Genomic DNA, 15,414 nt, shown 5'->3' with positions numbered 1-15,414 from the left:
ATTTAGTGCACTTTCCTGAAGATTGGAGCCCAATCAAATTATACACACGCCCGATTGTCCAGAAATTCTAGCTATTTCAAACAGGATTAAACTTTTATAACTTGCACCCCTCTATTTAGATACGATGAACGCAACAAAAAACGCTGATGACGACGCACAGGATACACAGATAGACACTGCTGAAATCGAAGAAGGCGACTACTTTGATGACCAGATTCCAGACTCGTGGGAGTTATTAGCAGCTACAAGTGGTACTGGTCCTGCTAATGGCAGATATACCATCGTGAAGATGGATGACGGGCGGTTTGCACATCTTAGCGCAGGAGATACACAGGCGACACGACCTGGACGATTGCGCTACCACGTGACTGACGTTGGTGGTGAATTACGATTTGTTAACGCCCGAAATATCGATGCTGATGACTTAGACCATCATCGTGTCGATGCCGAAGAACTGGCTGAGGATATTGATGTGACGGCAAATAAAATCTTAGAGACAACAGCGGAGCAAATAGAAATCTGGTGTGAGGAAGGAGCACCTGATGAACTACACAGTGATTACACGACATCAATGACAGGTAAAAAGACGATATCATGGGGTAACGATGACTATTTTCCTGCATATGTCGATGAGGGTACAGAAGAATTCTCAGTTTGCGTTCCGTCGATAAACGGCACTGAACGAGGTGAATTTGCGGCTACTGTTGAATTCATCTGAGCAGATTTCCGAACACAACGACCGTGAGCGATGGCGATACGGGAGTTCGACTCTCTCGACGGTCCTATGGGTTTAACAAGTCCCCACTCTGGCGGTGCACAGCTAACAGATAGTTTTGTCCGAGAGATAATTCAGAACCGAGATTCTGATGAAATAGAGACAGTTAAAATTGGAAAACCACCTGAAGACAGATTTGAAGAAGATACACGAGCGTTTATAAAAGTCATATTAGATAAAGAAGGAGAGGATGCAATTATTGTCGAAGACTGTTACCACGAGCGATTCACAAATATTGTAGATATTGAAGATATTGATGAAGCCGCTCAGAAGTGTTTGGAGGACCGATTGAAAAACTGGCCTATCGACACAGGTACTGCGATTGAGCATAGCGAAGCGAAATGGGAGACTGTGTTCGATTGGGTGGCTGCTGAGAAGTTCATTTGAGATTAGATTCAGTGAGAACACAACTATACTGGTGCTTCAAATAGGTTCGATTCCCATTGACGGTCTTCGGGCCACGGGGCCCACTGCGGCGGAGGTGATACTTCAAACTGACAAAATACACGATAGAAACTATGAACGTACAAGATAGGCGAAGCGAGTCCCATACCGCTACAGTTTCAGTCGCATCACACAGAGTAAACAAAGACGAAAAATTCGATATACAGGAAAGTACGGGTGGTCGGTGATGTATGAGGGATATAGGGATATCGTGGACACGACTGAGGGCAATTTAAATAGACAATTAGCCTTTGGTGAGCGTTTCAATCTCGTCACTCACAGAATCGACGAGCCCTTGTTGCGGCAACAGTGGAATGACATTATTTCAGGCGGATTATCAACTACAGAGACGTATCTCCAGAGTAGCTTAGATGCAGATATTTGCGTCAAGAGGATAGGTTCAGATGGTCGAGTCAGATACCAATTCTACTGATTTGACGCTATTCCCTTAGCGTCATCAGCTAGCGGGGATTATGTATATGGACACAGGAACAACAGACCAGATAGGATTCTATCTCTGTCAAGCCTTCTTTCACCACCCCACTCGTCGTTTTCAGCGCTCTCTTCCAGATTCAGAAAGTGCTTCGTCAACAGTGTACTCTTCGTAATCTAAATCGCGCAAATCAGGAGCGTGAGAATAGTAATGTGCCAGCGCGTAGTGCACATCGTCTAATCCGAGACCGTATGCGTGGGCTATCTCTGGCGGCTCGTATCCGTCTCTCGCATACGCTCTGTAAATATCGAGAACAGTGATTCCAGTCCCCCGAAGCCGTGGACTGGTATCGTCAGTCAGTTCTTTCATATTGACCAAATCCTTCGGTCTCGTCGCTCTCGTCAGTCTCCTCAAATGTGTATTTCGGACTGTGTGATAGAGAATTCTGTTGAAGGTCGTCCAGGTCATTTTCAAGACGTGCCAGTCCTGTCTTCAGCGACTGAACGCTCACGTGTCCCTGAAGCATCCGTTCTAATCGCGGGTGAAGCGGGTCATTACCTGATGCAATCATAGTCCACAGCTCAGATGGGCGCATGCCAGTCCTCCCGTTGTTCTTGTTTTCTATCGAGACTATGGCCTCGCGCAACTGTCGGATTTGGTGGCGCAGATGCTCTTCGTTGTTCATGTCTGAAAATTCGGTCAGTCAGAACTAGAAACTACTGGTCTCAATCGTCAGAGAGTGGAGCGTACTCTTTCTGGTTCAGCTCTAGCGTGTCATCATCAGTATAGACATAGCTATACGTCGTCTCAACCTTCTTATGTCCGCAGAGAGAGGCTAATACTGGGATTTTCACAGGTGAGTGATTAGCCATATACGTGATGTAGCTAATACGAGCAGAGTGCCCAGATACCAACCATCGCTTCTTTCCGTTACCATCTATGTACAAGACTTCATTCAAACCAACTTCGTCCTTACAGGCAGTCTCACGTATGAGCCGACCGAAATAAGACGGTCGGAGTTCATCATTGTGCGAAGTTAGGAACAACTGTTCATCCAGATATTCATCGTTGCTATCATCGTCCTCATAATCGAGGTTCAGAGGGTCATCAGGGTCACTTGCAGTCGGTAGGTCTGGCCGTTTCTCAGCCAACCATCGATACATCAGATAATCTGTTCGGTCGGAAGTCCACCACTGGTCCCTGAAGTACAACTCATCCTCTTGGTCCTTGATTTTCGCACTGTCAACCGTAAGATGTTGATTCTCTCTATCTACGTCTCTGACCTTGAGACGGCTGATTTCTATAGGCCTCAAACCACATTCAAACGCGAGTCTCATCATCAATTCGTTTCGAATTTTGGGGTTCGGAGCGTGGTCGAATATTTTCTCGAACTGCTCTGGTTTGAGTGCTAATTTTGCTCCTGGGTCGTCTGTGCTACGAGTTTTATCTACGATGACCTGGAGTTGCTTGGTCTGGTTAGATTTAATCTCGTAGTCTTCTCGTAAGTTGATTGAGGCACACGGGTTCTCGATATCAACTTCTCCGACGTTCCCCAAGACCACGTAAAAGATAGAGACACTGTTGACTCGACTGATGACAGTCTGCCCTGCTTTCTCGTCTTTTATCGATGTGATGTATTGGTGGATATCACTATCATCTGCATCATCAGCTTCTACATCATTCCTTTCACACCAGTCGAGATATGCTCGTATATCGCTTTCTCGCGTTCCAACAGACGTGTCTTCGTAACTTCTAGCCTCGAAAAAATCCGTGAACAAGCTCTCGTGATTCTCATTGAGCTCGTGGGCTTCTGGAATAGTAGTGGTGGACTCAGGAGGTGCGTTTTTGTCGCTCATCGCTCCACCTCGAAGAATCGACGCTTACCACTATCATCCACTATCACCTGCACACGAGTCTTCTGTTCTTTGAGGTTCATGCACGCTTGTCTGACGGCATCCTCAGGTTCATCCAAGGCAGCAGCGATATCACTGACATACCCTGTAACACGTGCTCTCTCGGAGATAGGAAGCTCCATAGCCAATTCCAAGTCTTTCATTTGCTCTTCACTTTCGACCAACGGTAGCGCGTTTTCAACTTCTCCCTGAATTCGATAAAATTCATCAGAGTTGGGGTCTATGATATCTTCGTCATCACCGTCAGAGACACGCCCCAGGTCTGATTCAACACGAGATATCTGTTGAGCTAAAACATCGAGTCTATCTTCGATTCCAGAGAGGTCTACGTCGACTTCTTGGGTGTTGCTTTGCTCTGTATGGTTCTCAACGAACCCGAAATTATCGTCTAATTCGTGACGAACAGAAGTTTTGATTAAGTCACTTAGGGTGTCGTAATCTCCATCGTCAACTGCCTCCATCCACTCTTTCTTCTCTTCTCTATCGATTTTTAGTGATGTGTGAGGCGATGGGAGTGACTCATCAGAATCAGACATTACGTACAACTATCGGCGGGAGTTACTAGAGAAAAAGTAAAGCGGCAAAATTGTCAGTCTTACTGAATCGTAGTAAGCTCAGCCGAACATCTGGCGCATCATCGGGTGCATCTCCATGAGCTGCTCCTCGGCGATCTCCTCGTACAGCTTGTACGTGATAGAGACCGTAAGCAACAGCCCCGTCCCGGAGACGTTGCCGATAGTACCCATCATGTTGGCCATGACAGCCAGCAGTCCGACGAGGGCACCGCCGATGACGGTGACCTGCGGGATGTAGCGTTCGAGCACCTTCTCGATGACGCCGACGTTCTGCCGGAAGCCGGGAATCTGCATCCCGGAGTTGTGGATCTGTTTCGCCGTCGCCTCGGGGCCCATATCGGTGGTCTCGACCCAGAAGACGGCGAAGATAGCCCCGCCGATCAGCATGAAGGTGAGGTCCACGCCGATGCGGACGAGTATCTGCCAGACCGGCTGGGTCGTCGCGTCGAGGAACCACATCCAGTCGCCGGGCGACTGGATGGGTGCCAGGTAGTAGAACACGCCACTCACCGGCTGCCCGGCGTTGTTGTAGGTCCCGATCCAGCCCGGCAGGTTCGCGAGCTGCTGGTCGAGGATACGCCCCAGGAACTGGATGTTGGCCTGGAGCGCGCGGACGAGGATCATCGGCAGGACGCTCGCGTAGATGAGCTTCACGGGGAAGCGACCGCGCGCGCCCTTGACCCGCGCGTTCGAGAGGGGTATCTCGACGCGGACCGACTCCGCGTAGACGACGATGGAGAAGATGAGCACCGTCGTAATCAACGCGAGCAGTCGGCCGCCACCGGGCGAGAGGAACAGGGTCTGGATACCAGACGCGGTAAACAGCGACCCCGTAGCCTGCTGGCCAGTGATGTAGAGATACCACGTGTAGACGATCCCGTTCTGGTTCCCGATGAAGGGGGTCGACAGCAGTCCGCCCAGCAGTCGCTGGCTCACGCCGGCGACGATGAACAGGCCGATACCGGAGCCGACGCCCCACTTCGAGATGACCTCGTCCATGAACAGGATGAGGACACCGCCGACGAACATCTGGGCGAAGATGAGCGCCTGCACGCCGGTCGTACCGATGCCCAGCGACTGGGCCACGGCCGCGTCCGGCGGCAGGAAGTTCGCCGCAAACACCATCGGGATGCCGGTCAGGCAGATCATCACGAGCACCAGCAGCTTCTGGAGCCCCTGGTAGAGGATCTGGTCCCGCGGGTCGTCCTGCGTGTTCAACCCGAGCAGGTTCGCTCCACCGAGTAGCTGCAACACGATGGACGCGGTGACGATGGGCCCGATACCCAGCTGCATGATACTCCCCTGGCCGGAGGCCAGAATCGACCCGAATCGGCCGAAGACCTGCTGGCTCGCGTCGATGTCGAGGCCGAACAGCTTCACGTTCGTCAGGAAGAAATACAGTACCAACACGCCCCCCGTCCACGCGAGTTTGCGCTTGAACGGGACGTGTCCTTCCGGACGGCGGACTGCCGGCATCCGCACGAGCAGTGGTTCGGCGGTGTCCTTCCAACTCATTGTTGTTCCTTATTCCTCGTCGTCCGATTCGCCTTCGGTGTCGGCATCTGCCTGCCGTTCCTCACCGAGGTCCGTCAACTTTGCGGTGCCGCCGGCGTCCTCGACTTTCTCGACTGCGCCGGCCGAGAACTCGTCGGCGATGAGGGTGAGCTCGTTGCGGACCTGCCCCGCACCGAGTACCTTCACCAGGTCGGCGTCCTCGGCCTCGTCGACGACCTCGCGGGCGTCGATGACGTAGCCGTCGCCGTCCTCCTCGGCGAGCCCGTCGGCCGCGTACAGCACGGCGTTCTCGTCGAGCTCGCGGACGTCGACCGTCGCGACCTCTTCCTGAGCCTGTTCGGGGCGCTTGAATCCGCTCTTGCCCAGCGGCTCGTAGTTGTGGAACTCGTGTTTGTCGCGGCCGGCGGCCCCGCGGCCACCGCGGTGTCCGGCGCCGCGTCGGTTCTTGTGCGAGCCGCCACCGTGCGTGCGCGAACCGCGCTGTCGTCGTTTCTTGCTCGTCATTATCGCATCGCCTCCAGGAGCGCGTCGATGCCCTCGGTGTCGTGTCGCCCGAGTTCACCGCCCTCCTTGGTCGGGTGTTTGATGCCGTCGTGGCCGCCACGCGGCGGGTGCAGACGGAGTGTCGGGGAGAGACCCTGCTCCTGCAGCGTCGTCTCCTCGGAGACCAGCGCCCAGGCCAGCCCCTCGATGTCGTCGAACTCGGTGTTCTCGGCGATCCACTCGTCGTCGACGTCGGCGTCGCCCTCGGCGGGCTCGGCGCGGGTCTCGAGCAGGAGTTCGACGGTGTCCTGGCTGGGCTCGCCGAAGGCCACGAAGTCGTTGACCTTCGACACCATGCCGTTGTACGCGTCCGTGTCCGGGACGAACGTACAGTGGTTGACGTGGTGGATGTTCAGCATCTTCAGCGTGTCGTGGATGTCCGTATCCATGTTCACGTCGCCGCGGATCTGGACGAGTGCTTGCATCACTCAATCACCTCTCGTTTCTCGAAGGTGCGCTCGGGGACGCGGGCCTCGGCCGTGTTCTGGAGGGCGTTGAAGGTAGCCTTCGCGAAGTTGACCGTGGTCCGGGTGTTCCCGCTCGAACGGGTCCAGATGTCCTCGATGCCGGCGAGTTCGAGCACCTTGCGGACGGTCTCCCCGCCGGCAAGGCCCAGCCCGCGCGGGGCCGGCTGGAGCTCGACCTCGACGCTCCCGGCCTTGCCCTCGGTGCGCAGCGCGACCGTGTGCGGACGGCCACAGCCACACTCCCAGGACCCACAGCCGCGGGAGACGTCGATGATGTTCAGTTTGGCCACGTCGATGGCCTTCTGGATGGCGCCGCCGACCTGGTCGTCACGCCCCTCGGCGTAGCCGACCAGCCCGTCGCGGTTACCGACCGCGACGACACAGCGGAACTTCACCCGCCGGCCGGAGTCGGTCATCCGCTGGACCATGTTGATGTCCAGCACTTCGTCTTCCAGGTCGGGAACGAGCTGGTCGACGACTTCCGATTCTTTCAGGGGAAGCCCGGAGTTGAGCGCCTCCTGCATGGAGTCGATCTCGCCCTCGACGACCTGCTTGCCGAGGCGTGTGCGGGGTTCCCAGCCGTTGTTACCACTCATAGTTCGATGTCACCTTCCAGTAGTGTCTCCCGAATGTCGTCGAAATGCTCCGGGAGGTCTGCAGCGTCGAAGTCCCCGCTGTACAGCGGCTCGTCCAGCATCTCGTCGTACTCGGCGATGTGGGCACCGCGCGTGCGCTGCCAGTCCGCGAGCACGTCGTCGTTGTGGGGGATTTCGAGGCCGGCGTCGATAGCGCCTTCCTGTATTGCGAACACTTTGCTTCCGGGGGTCGGGGTGTTAAGGCCGATGTCGAGCACCGCTTCCTCGACGCCAGCGTCCAGCGCGCGAAGCCCGGCGAGCAGACCGGTGAGGTAGGCCGCGGGCATGTTGCCCGTCGGCGCCTCCCAGCCGTACTCCTCGAGGTCGCCCGACTGTGCTGCCGCCAGCGTGCGGTCGCCGTTTGGTCCGAGAGTCACCAGCTGCGCCCTGGTGTGCTTGTTGCTCTTTCGAGCGACAAGGCGGGGCTTGCCGGATTTCAGCAGGCGCAACCGCTGATGGTAATCCGTTCGGGCCTCGCGGCGTCGCCGCATCGGCACCTTGTATCGTGGTCCTGTCGCCATTATTCGTCACCGTGGTTTGCGTCGATGTATCGTTCGAGATCGGCGACGCTGTCGAACTCGCCACCGCCGGCCTTGTCGTAGAGGTCGCGGTAGGCGGAGGTCGAGAGCGTGACGTCGTCACGCAGTTCGCGGAGCTTCTTTCGCTGTGCGCGAATGCGGGACTCCCAGTTCTCCTTTTCATTCTGTCGGGCGCCGGCCTTGCCCTTCCGGGAACCGGCTCCCTTCTGGTGGCCGTAGGCCTGCTTCTCCTTGCGTTCGCGGGCGCGACCGCGGGAGTTGCCCTTCTTGTCCTTGGCCGTGATGGCACCCTCCTCGACCAGCTCGCGAACGTCCTCGCGAGTGATGGCGTCGGCGATGTCACCCTGGCGGTCGGGGTTGAACCAGACGCGGTTCTTCCCGACGTCGAGGATGTCCGATGCGAGTCGCTTCTGTGCGGACAGATCCGTCATTACTCACTCACCTCGACTTCCTCGTAGGTGGGGTTGAGCACGCGGATACCCGCGTCCTCGGCTTCCTCCTCGATGCGCTCGCGCTTGCGGGCGCCGACCTTCGAGGCGATGCGGACGGCCTCGACGTCGCCGTCGACGCCCTCCAGGTCGTCCGTGTTGTGGACACGGACTTCCTCGAAGCCCGAGGGGTGTTTGCCACGGACCGCCTTCGGCGAGCGGAAGCCCGCCTCGACGGTGTCGCCCTTCCCCTTGATACCGCGGCGCTGTTTCGAGAGGTCGCCGCGCGGCTTGCGCCAGGAGGTCGGGACGCGCTTTTTCTTGTGGTGGTCCTGCCGGTTGAACTGCGGGCCGCCGACGCGGTGTCGCTGGGCCAGCAGTCGGGCCGTCTCGTCGTCCAGGTCCGGCGTCTTGTCGGCGAGACCGCGGGGCTGGAGCTCCGTCTCCACGTCCTCGTCGGCCTCGGACTCGTCTTCGCCTTCCTCTTCGACTTCGGCGTCGGTCTCGGTCTCGACTTCGAGCCCGCCGACGTCGGCCTTGATTCGGGCGGCCAGCGCGTTGCCGACACCCTGGGCTTCGGCCAGTTCCGACTGGTCGGCCCCGCGGATGTCGTCGACCGTCTGGAAGCCCGCTTCGCGAAGTGCGTCGGCCTTTGCCTCGCCGACGCCGCTGATATCGGTGAGTTCGTCGTATTCGTCGTTGTCCGCCATCAGGCGTCACCTCGGGACGGTTTCTGGGTGATGTACACCCCGTCCTGGAACACGCGCACGTCCTTGTCGTTGATGCGTGTGAGCTGTTCGATGTCCGCGGCGGTCTGGCCGACGGCCTCGATGTCGGGGCCGGTCACGGTCAGTTCCTCGCCGTCGACCGACACGTCGGTGTCACCGTGAACGGTGGTCCGACGGGCGGCCTTCTCGCCGAGGAAGTTCTCGATGACGACCTCGTCACCGTTGACGTCGACCTGCATCGGGAAGTGAGAGTAGAAGACTTCCATCTCGTACTCCCACCCCTCGACGACGCCGTGGAACATGTTCTCTATGTGGCTCTCGAAGGTCCCGATGGTCGACATCGTCTTGGCGTCGTCCTCGTCGGACTCGACCGCGACGACGTCGTCCGCGACTGTGACGTCGATGTCGGGATACCAGAGCCGACGTGTGACCGCCCCGTTGGGACCCTCGACCGTGAGGTCGAGATGGTCCTGGGAGACGGACACGTCCTCCGGAATCTCCAGTTCTACTCGTGGCATTGTTAGTACACGTACGCGATTACTTGGCCACCGACGCCTTCCTCACGAGCCTCGTAGTGGCTCATGACTCCGTGGCTGGTCGTCACGACGAGGGTCCCGTAGTCACGGGCGGGGAGGAACCGCTTCTCCCACTTCTCGAACTCGTCTGCGCCCGCAGAGTAGCGGGGCTTGACCGGGCCACACTCGTTGATGGCTCCTTTCAGTTCGACCTCGAACTCACCGGCTTTGCCGTCGTCGACGAATGTGAACCCGTCGATGTACCCGCGGTCGTAGAAGACCTCGAGTACGCTACCGATCTCGTTCGAGGCGGGCGATACCGTCTGCTCCAGATGCCCGACGCTCTCGGCGTTGTTGAGTGCCGACAGTGCGTTGGCGAATGGGTCGTTTCCTGTCATTGTTAGCTGTACTTCCTGAAGCCCATGCCTCGGGAGATCTCCCGGAAGCACTGGCGACACAGCCAGATGTCGTACTTGCCGACGAGTCCCTGCTCGCGCCCGCAGCGCTGACAGGACTCGAGCTGGCCGGTCCGTTCGGTCTGTTGGGTCTCGCTTTCGCTCATTCGCTCACCTCAACGTCGAAGGTCGACTCGATGAAGGCGACTGCGTCCGCCGGGTTGAGTCGGTGGTTCGACGGAATCGAGCGGGACGCCTTGTCCCGCTTGGCGACGCGATAGCCGGGGCGGACGAGGTTGACCGTCACGTCCAGCCCGTAGATTCCGATGCTCGGGTCGTACTCCTGGCTCGGGAACTCGGTGTGTTCCTCGATACCGAAGCTGAAGTTGCCGGTGTCGTCGAACTGGCTCGCGGCCAGTTCGGCGAGCGGCAGCGCGGTCTCGAGGAACGCCTCGGCGTCGTCACCGCGGAGGGTGACCTTCGTACCGATGGGGTCGCCCTGCCGGATGTCGAACTCGCCGACGGTCTTCTTGGCCCGGGTTCGAACCGGGCTCTGTCCCGTAATCTCGGTGATGATGTCCTCGGCGTTAGCCAGGTCCTGGCCACCGTGGCCGATGCCCATGTGGACGACGACCTTCTCGATGCTCGGTTCGCGCATCTCGTGGAAGTCGGCGCCGGATTCGCTATCCGAGCTCATTCGTCATCACCCGTGAAGTTCTCGTCGATGACGACGACGTACTCCTCGACCGTCTCGAAGCCCTCGCCCTCGTCCTGTTCGACGAGGACGTTGTTCTGGGCCGAGCCGGGGGTGACCTGAATCTCGTCGACGGTGCCGATCTCGCCCGCGTGGGCGCCGTCGACGGCCGTGACCAGCGCGCCCTCTTCGTACTCGAAGTGGGCGATGACCTCGCTGGTCTCGTTGTCGACGACGACGGAGTCGCCGCCCGAGTACTGGTCGCCGTCCTCGACGATGAGCGTCTCACCGTCGTGGAGACCGAGCTGGACGTCGCCGCCGGCGACGTTGGTCTTGGTGGCGATCTTCCCGAGCTTGGACTCGGCGGCGTCGGCCTCGATGGCCGTCAGCGCCAGCCGTCCGCCCTCGCCGGGGAAGACGCGGTAGTACTCCTCGCGCTCGGTGAAGGCCATGATGTCGAACATCCCGACGGGCCGTTCCTCGTCGGAGACGGCCTTCCCGTTGATGAGGACGTTGTCCTCGTTGAGCGCGTAGCGCGCTTCCTTGCGGTTGTCGGCGTAGCCCAGCACGTCCCGCAGGACGATGAGCAGGGGGACCCCCGACTCACCGTGCGGGCCGGCACCGGCCTTGACCGTAAACGTTGCCGTCTTGCGCTCGACGGGCCAGCTGTTTGGCACCGACAGGCGCTTCTGATGCTTGCTCATGCGGAATCATCCTCCGATTCGAGACGCGCCTCGCGGCGCTCGTCCTCGGTGTTCAGGTCCGTGACCCGAACGTTCGAGGCGTCGAGCGGGCGGGGAACTTCCTCGCCGTCGGTGGTCTCCAGGGTGACGTCCTCCACGTGGATGACGGCATCCGAGAGGTCGACGGTGAGGACCTCGCCCGACTCGCCGGCGTAGTCGCCACGGAGCACCTCGACGGTGTCCCCGGCGTTGACGCGGACGTTGCGCTGGCCGTACTCCTCGCGGAGGTCGGCCGACAGCGTGGCCCGCACCTGCTTGTGTCGCTCGTGCAGCGGGGCGTCTCGATCGCTCTTTCGCTGTTTGTCTGGTTGTGTTGTCATGGTTCTATACAATCATCGTCGCTGCGGAGGCGACACTCCCGAACCGTTCGGCGACTTCCCGCGAGATGGGGCCTTTCAGCTCGGTCCCGCGCGGGTCCTCGTTCTCGTCCACGATGACGGCCGCGTTGTCTTCGAACTTGACGCGGGTGCCGTCGGGACGGCGGATGGGTTTGCGCTGGCGGACGACGACGGCTTCGAGCACCTGGCGACGCATTTCGGGTGTCCCCTTGGTGACCGAGACCGTGATCTTGTCGCCCAGCCCCGCCTTCGGATGGCGGTTCTTCGTCCCCGAGTAGCCGTGAACGGAGATGACTTTCAGCTGGCGTGCGCCGGTGTTGTCGGCACACGTGATCAGCGAGCCCTTCTCCAGGCCCTGGGTGACGTCGGCGTTGAGCGCCTCCATTATTGCTCACCGTCCTCGATAGCCACAACGACGTGGCTCTTTGTCTTCGAGAGCGGTCGACACTCTGCTATCGTGACCGTGTCACCGACCGCGAGGTCGAGACAGTCGGGTGCGTGAGCCGGGACGCGGCTCCGCCGCTTCATAAAGCGGTCGTATTTGGGCACCTTCACGTCGTACTCGCGTTCGACGACGACGGTCTTCTCCATGTCAGTGGAGGCGACCTCTCCTTCCAGTGTCTGCCCGCGCACGGAGAGCTCTCCGTGGAAGGGGCAGTTCTGGTCGGAACAGGCCGTCTCCGGTTCCTGTACGTTCAGTCCTAGCGCCATTTGGAATCACCTGCGTTCGCTGTGCGTCGGGCGGGACGGTCGACGAGTCGCTCGCCCTCGACACGGACTGTCTCGTCCGAGTCGAGCGTGAACGCGAACGTCGCGTCCGCCTTCGGCACGTGCCACACCCGAGCGTCTCGCTCTACCGTCAGCAGCTGGGTCGTCTCCATGACGACCGAGCCGCTGATACCGACTGCGTCCGGGTTGGACGCGGCGACGACCTCGACGTCGAGGCCGACGAGTTCGTGTCGTGTGAGCGTCTCGGGTGTCAGTGGCATTATTCGTCCTCCGACTGGAGGTCGCCTTCTTCGCCCTGAATCGTCTTGATTCGGGCGATGGCCTTCTTCAGTTCCTTGATGCGGCCCGGGTTGTCCGGGGCGCCGCCCGCCGCCAGCGTGGCGCGAGCGTTGAGCAGCTCCGTCTTGAGGTCCTCGAGCTCCGCCTCGCGTTCGGCGGGGGTCATGTCGCGGATCTCCTGGACGTGGAGGACAGCCATTACTGCTCAGCCTCCTCGGTGTCGTCGGCGGACTCGTCGTCCGCGTCGTCCATCTCGTCCATGAGCTCTTCCGCTTCGGCCTCAGTCTCCTCGTCGAGTTCCTCGTCGACGGCCTCTTCGAGTTCGTCGACGTCGACGTCCTCCACGTCGTCGTCAGTGGGGACGTCGACCTCTTCCTCGATGACCTCTTCGTCGGGCGCGGCCGCGTCGGCCTCGGTGGCGTCGTCGGCCGCTTCCTCGGCCTCGGTGGCCTCTTCGGGTTCGCCTTCGAGGAGTTCCTCGACGCTTTCCCCGTCCGTGTCGGCGACGTAGTCCTCGACCTCGACGTCGTCGTAGACCTCGAAGTCGTCGGGGAGCTCCGCCTCCGGCGGGATGATGCGCACCTGGACACCGATGGTGCCCAGCTTCATCACGGCGACGCCGACGCCGCTGTCGACGATGTCCTCGGCGGGTTCGCCGTTGTGCTTGATGTAGCCGCGGTTGAACTTCTCCACGCGCGAGCGTGCACCCGTGACCTTCCCGGAGAGGACGATCTCGGCACCGAGCGCGCCCGACTCCATGATGCGGTCGATGGTGGTATGGCCGGCCTTGCGGAAGTACCAGCCACGTTCGAGGGCGTTGCCCAGGCGGTCCGCGACGATGCGGGCGTTGAGGTCCGGCTCCTCGACTTCCTGGACGTCGATCTGCGGGTCGTCGAGGTTGAACCGCTCCTCGAGTTCCGTCGTGATCTTCCGGATGTTCTTCCCGCCCTTGCCGATGACCATCCCGGGCTTTTCGGCCTTGAGGACGATCTGCGTGCCCATCGGGGTCTTGGCGACGTCCATGCCGCCGTAGCCGGCGCGACCGAGTTCCTCTGCGAAGAACTCGTCTATCTGGGTCCGCTGGAGCCCGTCCTCGATGAACTGCTGTTCGTCGGCCATTAGCCTTCGACCTCCTCAAGGACGAGTTCGACGTCCACCTGCGGCGTGTTCCAGGCGGAAGCCCGGCCCATCGCGCGCGGTTTGCGACCCTGCGACTCGCCGACCTTGTGGGCGGCGACGTGCATGATCTCCATGGATTCACCGTCGAATCCCTGGTGGTCGGCGTTGCCGATGGCGTTCGTGAGCAGGTCCTGGAAGGCCTCGCTGGCCTTCTTGGGGAACCGGCCCGCGTCCCAGCCGTCGACCTTCGACTTGTGGCCGACGCCCGAGTTGTGCTGTTTGAACGCGATCGGCTGGTCGCCGGCGATGACGCTATCGAGGAACTCGACGGCCTCGCCGGCCGTCTTGCCCTTGATCTCGCGGGCGATAGCCTTGCTGTGCTTGAAGCTCATCTGCCGCTCCCGAAGCATCGCTTTCGCGGTGGTCTCCGGGTCGGCGTCGACTGAGTAGCTGATTCCCATGATTACTTGAGCGGTACGAATTTCGAGGAGCGTGTCGCCCCGATGCCGGCCTGACCGTGTTCGACCGAGCTGCGGGTGAGCTGGAACTCACCGAGGTAGTGGCCGAGCATCTCGGGCTCGACGCGCACGCGCTCGAACTCCTGACCGTTGTGGACGGCGAAGGTGAGGTCGACCATCACCGGCAGCACCGGCATGTCGCGCAGGTGCGTGCGGATGGGGTTGTTGGCCGTCTCCTCCTCCTCGGCGTCGCGGGCCTTCGCGAGGAGCTTCTGCTTTTCCTCGGTCAGACCGCGTTCGATACTTCGCCGCTGGCGAGCGGGGAGCAGTTCCGCGACTTCTTCGAGCTCCATGTCCTGCAGCTCGTCGAGCGTGTGGCCTCGGAAGGTGAAGTCCCCCTCGTGGCCGATCTGGTATTCCGAACTCATTCGTTACCACCTCGACCGGTCCGCTTCGAGGCGATGTCCCCGACTTTGCGGCCCGGTGGGGCGTTGCGGGAGATGGACTTGGGCTTGCCGGGGTGCTGTCGGCCGCCGCCACCGAAGGGGTGGTCGACGGCGTTCATCGCGACACCACGGACGCGTGGGTACTTCGTCCCGCGGGCTTTCATCTTGTGATGCTTGTTACCGGCCTTGACGAACGGCTTGTCCGTCCGGCCGCCACCGGCGACGACGCCGATGGTCGCGCGGCACTGCGGGTCCAGTCGCTTCATCTCCCCGGAGGGGAGCTTCACGACCGCGACGTTGCGGTCGTGGGTGAGCAGCGTGGCGTTGACGCCCGACGAGCGGGCGAAGCGGCCACCGTCACCGGGGCTGGACTCGACGTTACACACCGGCACACCCTCGGGAATCTCCGCGAGCGGGAGCGTGTTCCCGGGGGCGATTTCGGCGCTGACGCCGACCTGCAGTTCGTCGCCCACGCCCACGCCTTCCGGCGCGAGCACGAGGCGGTGGTCGTCGTCCTCGAACTCGACGGCCGCGATGGGCGCCGAGCGGGCCGGGTCGTGTTCGATGTCGACCACGGTCCCGGCGATAACGTCGCCGTCTTCGACTTTTCGGTGCTGAAGGTCCGCCTTGTAGCGGTGCGAGGGCGCCCGGAACGTGGACGTCCCGCGACCGCGTCGTTGTCCCTGGATTCGTCGTCCCATGG

The 15,414-nt window shown here is 60.2% G+C and carries 27 protein-coding genes; 2 read left to right on the top strand and 25 right to left on the bottom strand.

The genetic code is table 11. The annotated features are described in order from the left end of the window. Positions 1-124 precede the first annotated feature (124 nt). Positions 125-718 (top strand): hypothetical protein, encoded by a 594-nt coding sequence (locus NJQ98_RS16205; protein WP_262180561.1) that lies wholly within the window; start codon positions 125-127, stop codon positions 716-718. A gap of 30 nt (positions 719-748) precedes the next feature. Then, complete coding sequence (locus tag NJQ98_RS16200) at positions 749-1,162, top strand: hypothetical protein (protein ID WP_262180560.1); 414 nt, start codon at positions 749-751, stop codon at positions 1,160-1,162. A gap of 610 nt (positions 1,163-1,772) precedes the next feature. Here NJQ98_RS16200 and NJQ98_RS16195 read toward each other — a convergent pair. From NJQ98_RS16195 to NJQ98_RS16075, 25 genes are all read right to left on the bottom strand, one after another. Continuing rightward, on the bottom strand, positions 1,773-2,021 hold the full coding sequence (locus NJQ98_RS16195; protein WP_262180558.1) for a DUF433 domain-containing protein: 249 nt from the start codon (positions 2,019-2,021) through the stop codon (positions 1,773-1,775). Next, positions 2,005-2,337: a hypothetical protein gene (locus NJQ98_RS16190; protein ID WP_262180556.1), complete on the bottom strand. Its 333-nt coding sequence runs from the start codon at positions 2,335-2,337 to the stop codon at positions 2,005-2,007. Before NJQ98_RS16190 ends, NJQ98_RS16195 begins: the two co-directional genes overlap by 17 nt. A 40-nt stretch (positions 2,338-2,377) precedes the next feature. After that, a complete protein-coding gene (locus NJQ98_RS16185; protein ID WP_262180555.1) occupies positions 2,378-3,508 on the bottom strand; it encodes a tyrosine-type recombinase/integrase in 1,131 nt (376 codons plus the stop codon). Beyond that, complete coding sequence (locus NJQ98_RS16180; protein WP_262180553.1) at positions 3,505-4,101, bottom strand: hypothetical protein; 597 nt, start codon at positions 4,099-4,101, stop codon at positions 3,505-3,507. The genes NJQ98_RS16185 and NJQ98_RS16180 overlap by 4 nt, the downstream gene beginning before the upstream one ends. A 78-nt stretch (positions 4,102-4,179) precedes the next feature. After that, positions 4,180-5,655: a preprotein translocase subunit SecY gene (secY, locus tag NJQ98_RS16175; protein WP_262180552.1), complete on the bottom strand. Its 1,476-nt coding sequence runs from the start codon at positions 5,653-5,655 to the stop codon at positions 4,180-4,182. Between the two features lie 9 nt (positions 5,656-5,664). After that, a complete protein-coding gene (locus NJQ98_RS16170) occupies positions 5,665-6,159 on the bottom strand; it encodes an uL15m family ribosomal protein (RefSeq protein WP_262180550.1) in 495 nt (164 codons plus the stop codon). After that, on the bottom strand, positions 6,159-6,623 hold the full coding sequence (gene rpmD / locus NJQ98_RS16165) for a 50S ribosomal protein L30 (RefSeq protein ID WP_262180548.1): 465 nt from the start codon (positions 6,621-6,623) through the stop codon (positions 6,159-6,161). Before rpmD ends, NJQ98_RS16170 begins: the two co-directional genes overlap by 1 nt. Beyond that, complete coding sequence (locus NJQ98_RS16160) at positions 6,623-7,261, bottom strand: 30S ribosomal protein S5 (protein ID WP_220589145.1); 639 nt, start codon at positions 7,259-7,261, stop codon at positions 6,623-6,625. The genes rpmD and NJQ98_RS16160 overlap by 1 nt, the downstream gene beginning before the upstream one ends. Continuing rightward, positions 7,258-7,821 (bottom strand): 50S ribosomal protein L18, encoded by a 564-nt coding sequence (locus tag NJQ98_RS16155; protein WP_262180546.1) that lies wholly within the window; start codon positions 7,819-7,821, stop codon positions 7,258-7,260. Before NJQ98_RS16155 ends, NJQ98_RS16160 begins: the two co-directional genes overlap by 4 nt. After that, entirely contained in the window at positions 7,821-8,270 is a 450-nt protein-coding gene (locus NJQ98_RS16150; protein WP_262180544.1) for a 50S ribosomal protein L19e, read from the bottom strand. Before NJQ98_RS16150 ends, NJQ98_RS16155 begins: the two co-directional genes overlap by 1 nt. Then, positions 8,270-8,977, bottom strand: coding sequence for a 50S ribosomal protein L32e (locus NJQ98_RS16145; RefSeq protein WP_348533580.1), 708 nt, complete (start codon positions 8,975-8,977; stop codon positions 8,270-8,272). Before NJQ98_RS16145 ends, NJQ98_RS16150 begins: the two co-directional genes overlap by 1 nt. After that, positions 8,977-9,513 (bottom strand): 50S ribosomal protein L6, encoded by a 537-nt coding sequence (locus NJQ98_RS16140; RefSeq protein ID WP_262180543.1) that lies wholly within the window; start codon positions 9,511-9,513, stop codon positions 8,977-8,979. Before NJQ98_RS16140 ends, NJQ98_RS16145 begins: the two co-directional genes overlap by 1 nt. A gap of 2 nt (positions 9,514-9,515) precedes the next feature. Next, positions 9,516-9,908, bottom strand: a complete 393-nt coding sequence (locus NJQ98_RS16135) for a 30S ribosomal protein S8 (RefSeq protein ID WP_262180541.1) — start codon at positions 9,906-9,908, stop codon at positions 9,516-9,518. A 2-nt stretch (positions 9,909-9,910) separates the two neighbouring features. Further along, a complete protein-coding gene (locus tag NJQ98_RS16130) occupies positions 9,911-10,072 on the bottom strand; it encodes a 30S ribosomal protein S14 (protein ID WP_262180539.1) in 162 nt (53 codons plus the stop codon). Further along, positions 10,069-10,602 (bottom strand): 50S ribosomal protein L5, encoded by a 534-nt coding sequence (locus NJQ98_RS16125; RefSeq protein ID WP_262180537.1) that lies wholly within the window; start codon positions 10,600-10,602, stop codon positions 10,069-10,071. Before NJQ98_RS16125 ends, NJQ98_RS16130 begins: the two co-directional genes overlap by 4 nt. Beyond that, positions 10,599-11,303, bottom strand: coding sequence for a 30S ribosomal protein S4e (locus NJQ98_RS16120; RefSeq protein ID WP_262180535.1), 705 nt, complete (start codon positions 11,301-11,303; stop codon positions 10,599-10,601). The genes NJQ98_RS16125 and NJQ98_RS16120 overlap by 4 nt, the downstream gene beginning before the upstream one ends. After that, entirely contained in the window at positions 11,300-11,662 is a 363-nt protein-coding gene (gene rplX, locus NJQ98_RS16115) for a 50S ribosomal protein L24 (protein WP_262180533.1), read from the bottom strand. Before rplX ends, NJQ98_RS16120 begins: the two co-directional genes overlap by 4 nt. A gap of 4 nt (positions 11,663-11,666) precedes the next feature. Beyond that, positions 11,667-12,065, bottom strand: coding sequence for a 50S ribosomal protein L14 (locus NJQ98_RS16110; RefSeq protein ID WP_262180531.1), 399 nt, complete (start codon positions 12,063-12,065; stop codon positions 11,667-11,669). Then, positions 12,065-12,391, bottom strand: a complete 327-nt coding sequence (locus NJQ98_RS16105) for a 30S ribosomal protein S17 (RefSeq protein WP_262180529.1) — start codon at positions 12,389-12,391, stop codon at positions 12,065-12,067. Before NJQ98_RS16105 ends, NJQ98_RS16110 begins: the two co-directional genes overlap by 1 nt. After that, the gene (locus NJQ98_RS16100; protein ID WP_262180527.1) at positions 12,382-12,669 is read right to left on the bottom strand and encodes a ribonuclease P protein component 1; all 288 of its coding nucleotides are present in this window, start codon (positions 12,667-12,669) and stop codon (positions 12,382-12,384) included. The genes NJQ98_RS16105 and NJQ98_RS16100 overlap by 10 nt, the downstream gene beginning before the upstream one ends. Continuing rightward, positions 12,669-12,887: a 50S ribosomal protein L29 gene (gene rpmC, locus NJQ98_RS16095; protein ID WP_220589132.1), complete on the bottom strand. Its 219-nt coding sequence runs from the start codon at positions 12,885-12,887 to the stop codon at positions 12,669-12,671. Before rpmC ends, NJQ98_RS16100 begins: the two co-directional genes overlap by 1 nt. Then, on the bottom strand, positions 12,887-13,807 hold the full coding sequence (locus NJQ98_RS16090) for a 30S ribosomal protein S3 (protein ID WP_262180524.1): 921 nt from the start codon (positions 13,805-13,807) through the stop codon (positions 12,887-12,889). The genes rpmC and NJQ98_RS16090 overlap by 1 nt, the downstream gene beginning before the upstream one ends. Beyond that, entirely contained in the window at positions 13,807-14,268 is a 462-nt protein-coding gene (locus NJQ98_RS16085; RefSeq protein ID WP_262180522.1) for a 50S ribosomal protein L22, read from the bottom strand. Before NJQ98_RS16085 ends, NJQ98_RS16090 begins: the two co-directional genes overlap by 1 nt. Positions 14,269-14,270: 2 nt before the next feature. Further along, positions 14,271-14,693, bottom strand: coding sequence for a 30S ribosomal protein S19 (locus tag NJQ98_RS16080; RefSeq protein ID WP_262180520.1), 423 nt, complete (start codon positions 14,691-14,693; stop codon positions 14,271-14,273). After that, positions 14,690-15,412: a 50S ribosomal protein L2 gene (locus NJQ98_RS16075; RefSeq protein ID WP_262180518.1), complete on the bottom strand. Its 723-nt coding sequence runs from the start codon at positions 15,410-15,412 to the stop codon at positions 14,690-14,692. Before NJQ98_RS16075 ends, NJQ98_RS16080 begins: the two co-directional genes overlap by 4 nt. Between the last annotated feature and the right edge of the window lie 2 nt (positions 15,413-15,414).

This window comes from Haloarcula laminariae, assembly GCF_025457605.1.
Taxonomy (GTDB): Archaea; Halobacteriota; Halobacteria; order Halobacteriales; family Haloarculaceae; genus Haloarcula; species Haloarcula laminariae.
Note: the sequence above shows the minus strand (reverse complement) of the source record. Positions and strands in the feature narration are given on the sequence as shown.

Excerpts from the sequence above, each read along its gene's own strand:
- rpmD (WP_262180548.1), bottom strand. The coding sequence starts at position 6,623 with ATGCAAGCACTCGTCCAGATCCGCGGCGACGTGAACATGGATACGGAC.
- NJQ98_RS16080 (WP_262180520.1), bottom strand. The coding sequence starts at position 14,693 with ATGAGTTCGGAATACCAGATCGGCCACGAGGGGGACTTCACCTTCCGA.
- secY (WP_262180552.1), bottom strand. The coding sequence starts at position 5,655 with ATGAGTTGGAAGGACACCGCCGAACCACTGCTCGTGCGGATGCCGGCA.
- rpmC (WP_220589132.1), bottom strand. The coding sequence starts at position 12,887 with ATGGCTGTCCTCCACGTCCAGGAGATCCGCGACATGACCCCCGCCGAA.
- NJQ98_RS16150 (WP_262180544.1), bottom strand. The coding sequence starts at position 8,270 with ATGACGGATCTGTCCGCACAGAAGCGACTCGCATCGGACATCCTCGAC.
- NJQ98_RS16090 (WP_262180524.1), bottom strand. The coding sequence starts at position 13,807 with ATGGCCGACGAACAGCAGTTCATCGAGGACGGGCTCCAGCGGACCCAG.
- rplX (WP_262180533.1), bottom strand. The coding sequence starts at position 11,662 with ATGACAACACAACCAGACAAACAGCGAAAGAGCGATCGAGACGCCCCG.
- NJQ98_RS16100 (WP_262180527.1), bottom strand. The coding sequence starts at position 12,669 with ATGCCACTGACACCCGAGACGCTCACACGACACGAACTCGTCGGCCTC.
- NJQ98_RS16160 (WP_220589145.1), bottom strand. The coding sequence starts at position 7,261 with ATGAGTGGTAACAACGGCTGGGAACCCCGCACACGCCTCGGCAAGCAG.
- NJQ98_RS16110 (WP_262180531.1), bottom strand. The coding sequence starts at position 12,065 with ATGGAGGCGCTCAACGCCGACGTCACCCAGGGCCTGGAGAAGGGCTCG.
- NJQ98_RS16195 (WP_262180558.1), bottom strand. The coding sequence starts at position 2,021 with ATGAAAGAACTGACTGACGATACCAGTCCACGGCTTCGGGGGACTGGA.
- NJQ98_RS16145 (WP_348533580.1), bottom strand. The coding sequence starts at position 8,977 with ATGGCGGACAACGACGAATACGACGAACTCACCGATATCAGCGGCGTC.
- NJQ98_RS16105 (WP_262180529.1), bottom strand. The coding sequence starts at position 12,391 with ATGGCGCTAGGACTGAACGTACAGGAACCGGAGACGGCCTGTTCCGAC.
- NJQ98_RS16155 (WP_262180546.1), bottom strand. The coding sequence starts at position 7,821 with ATGGCGACAGGACCACGATACAAGGTGCCGATGCGGCGACGCCGCGAG.
- NJQ98_RS16130 (WP_262180539.1), bottom strand. The coding sequence starts at position 10,072 with ATGAGCGAAAGCGAGACCCAACAGACCGAACGGACCGGCCAGCTCGAG.
- NJQ98_RS16085 (WP_262180522.1), bottom strand. The coding sequence starts at position 14,268 with ATGGGAATCAGCTACTCAGTCGACGCCGACCCGGAGACCACCGCGAAA.
- NJQ98_RS16120 (WP_262180535.1), bottom strand. The coding sequence starts at position 11,303 with ATGAGCAAGCATCAGAAGCGCCTGTCGGTGCCAAACAGCTGGCCCGTC.
- NJQ98_RS16190 (WP_262180556.1), bottom strand. The coding sequence starts at position 2,337 with ATGAACAACGAAGAGCATCTGCGCCACCAAATCCGACAGTTGCGCGAG.
- NJQ98_RS16125 (WP_262180537.1), bottom strand. The coding sequence starts at position 10,602 with ATGAGCTCGGATAGCGAATCCGGCGCCGACTTCCACGAGATGCGCGAA.
- NJQ98_RS16075 (WP_262180518.1), bottom strand. The coding sequence starts at position 15,412 with ATGGGACGACGAATCCAGGGACAACGACGCGGTCGCGGGACGTCCACG.
- NJQ98_RS16170 (WP_262180550.1), bottom strand. The coding sequence starts at position 6,159 with ATGACGAGCAAGAAACGACGACAGCGCGGTTCGCGCACGCACGGTGGC.
- NJQ98_RS16205 (WP_262180561.1), top strand. The coding sequence starts at position 125 with ATGAACGCAACAAAAAACGCTGATGACGACGCACAGGATACACAGATA.
- NJQ98_RS16185 (WP_262180555.1), bottom strand. The coding sequence starts at position 3,508 with ATGAGCGACAAAAACGCACCTCCTGAGTCCACCACTACTATTCCAGAA.
- NJQ98_RS16135 (WP_262180541.1), bottom strand. The coding sequence starts at position 9,908 with ATGACAGGAAACGACCCATTCGCCAACGCACTGTCGGCACTCAACAAC.
- NJQ98_RS16200 (WP_262180560.1), top strand. The coding sequence starts at position 749 with ATGGCGATACGGGAGTTCGACTCTCTCGACGGTCCTATGGGTTTAACA.
- NJQ98_RS16140 (WP_262180543.1), bottom strand. The coding sequence starts at position 9,513 with ATGCCACGAGTAGAACTGGAGATTCCGGAGGACGTGTCCGTCTCCCAG.
- NJQ98_RS16180 (WP_262180553.1), bottom strand. The coding sequence starts at position 4,101 with ATGTCTGATTCTGATGAGTCACTCCCATCGCCTCACACATCACTAAAA.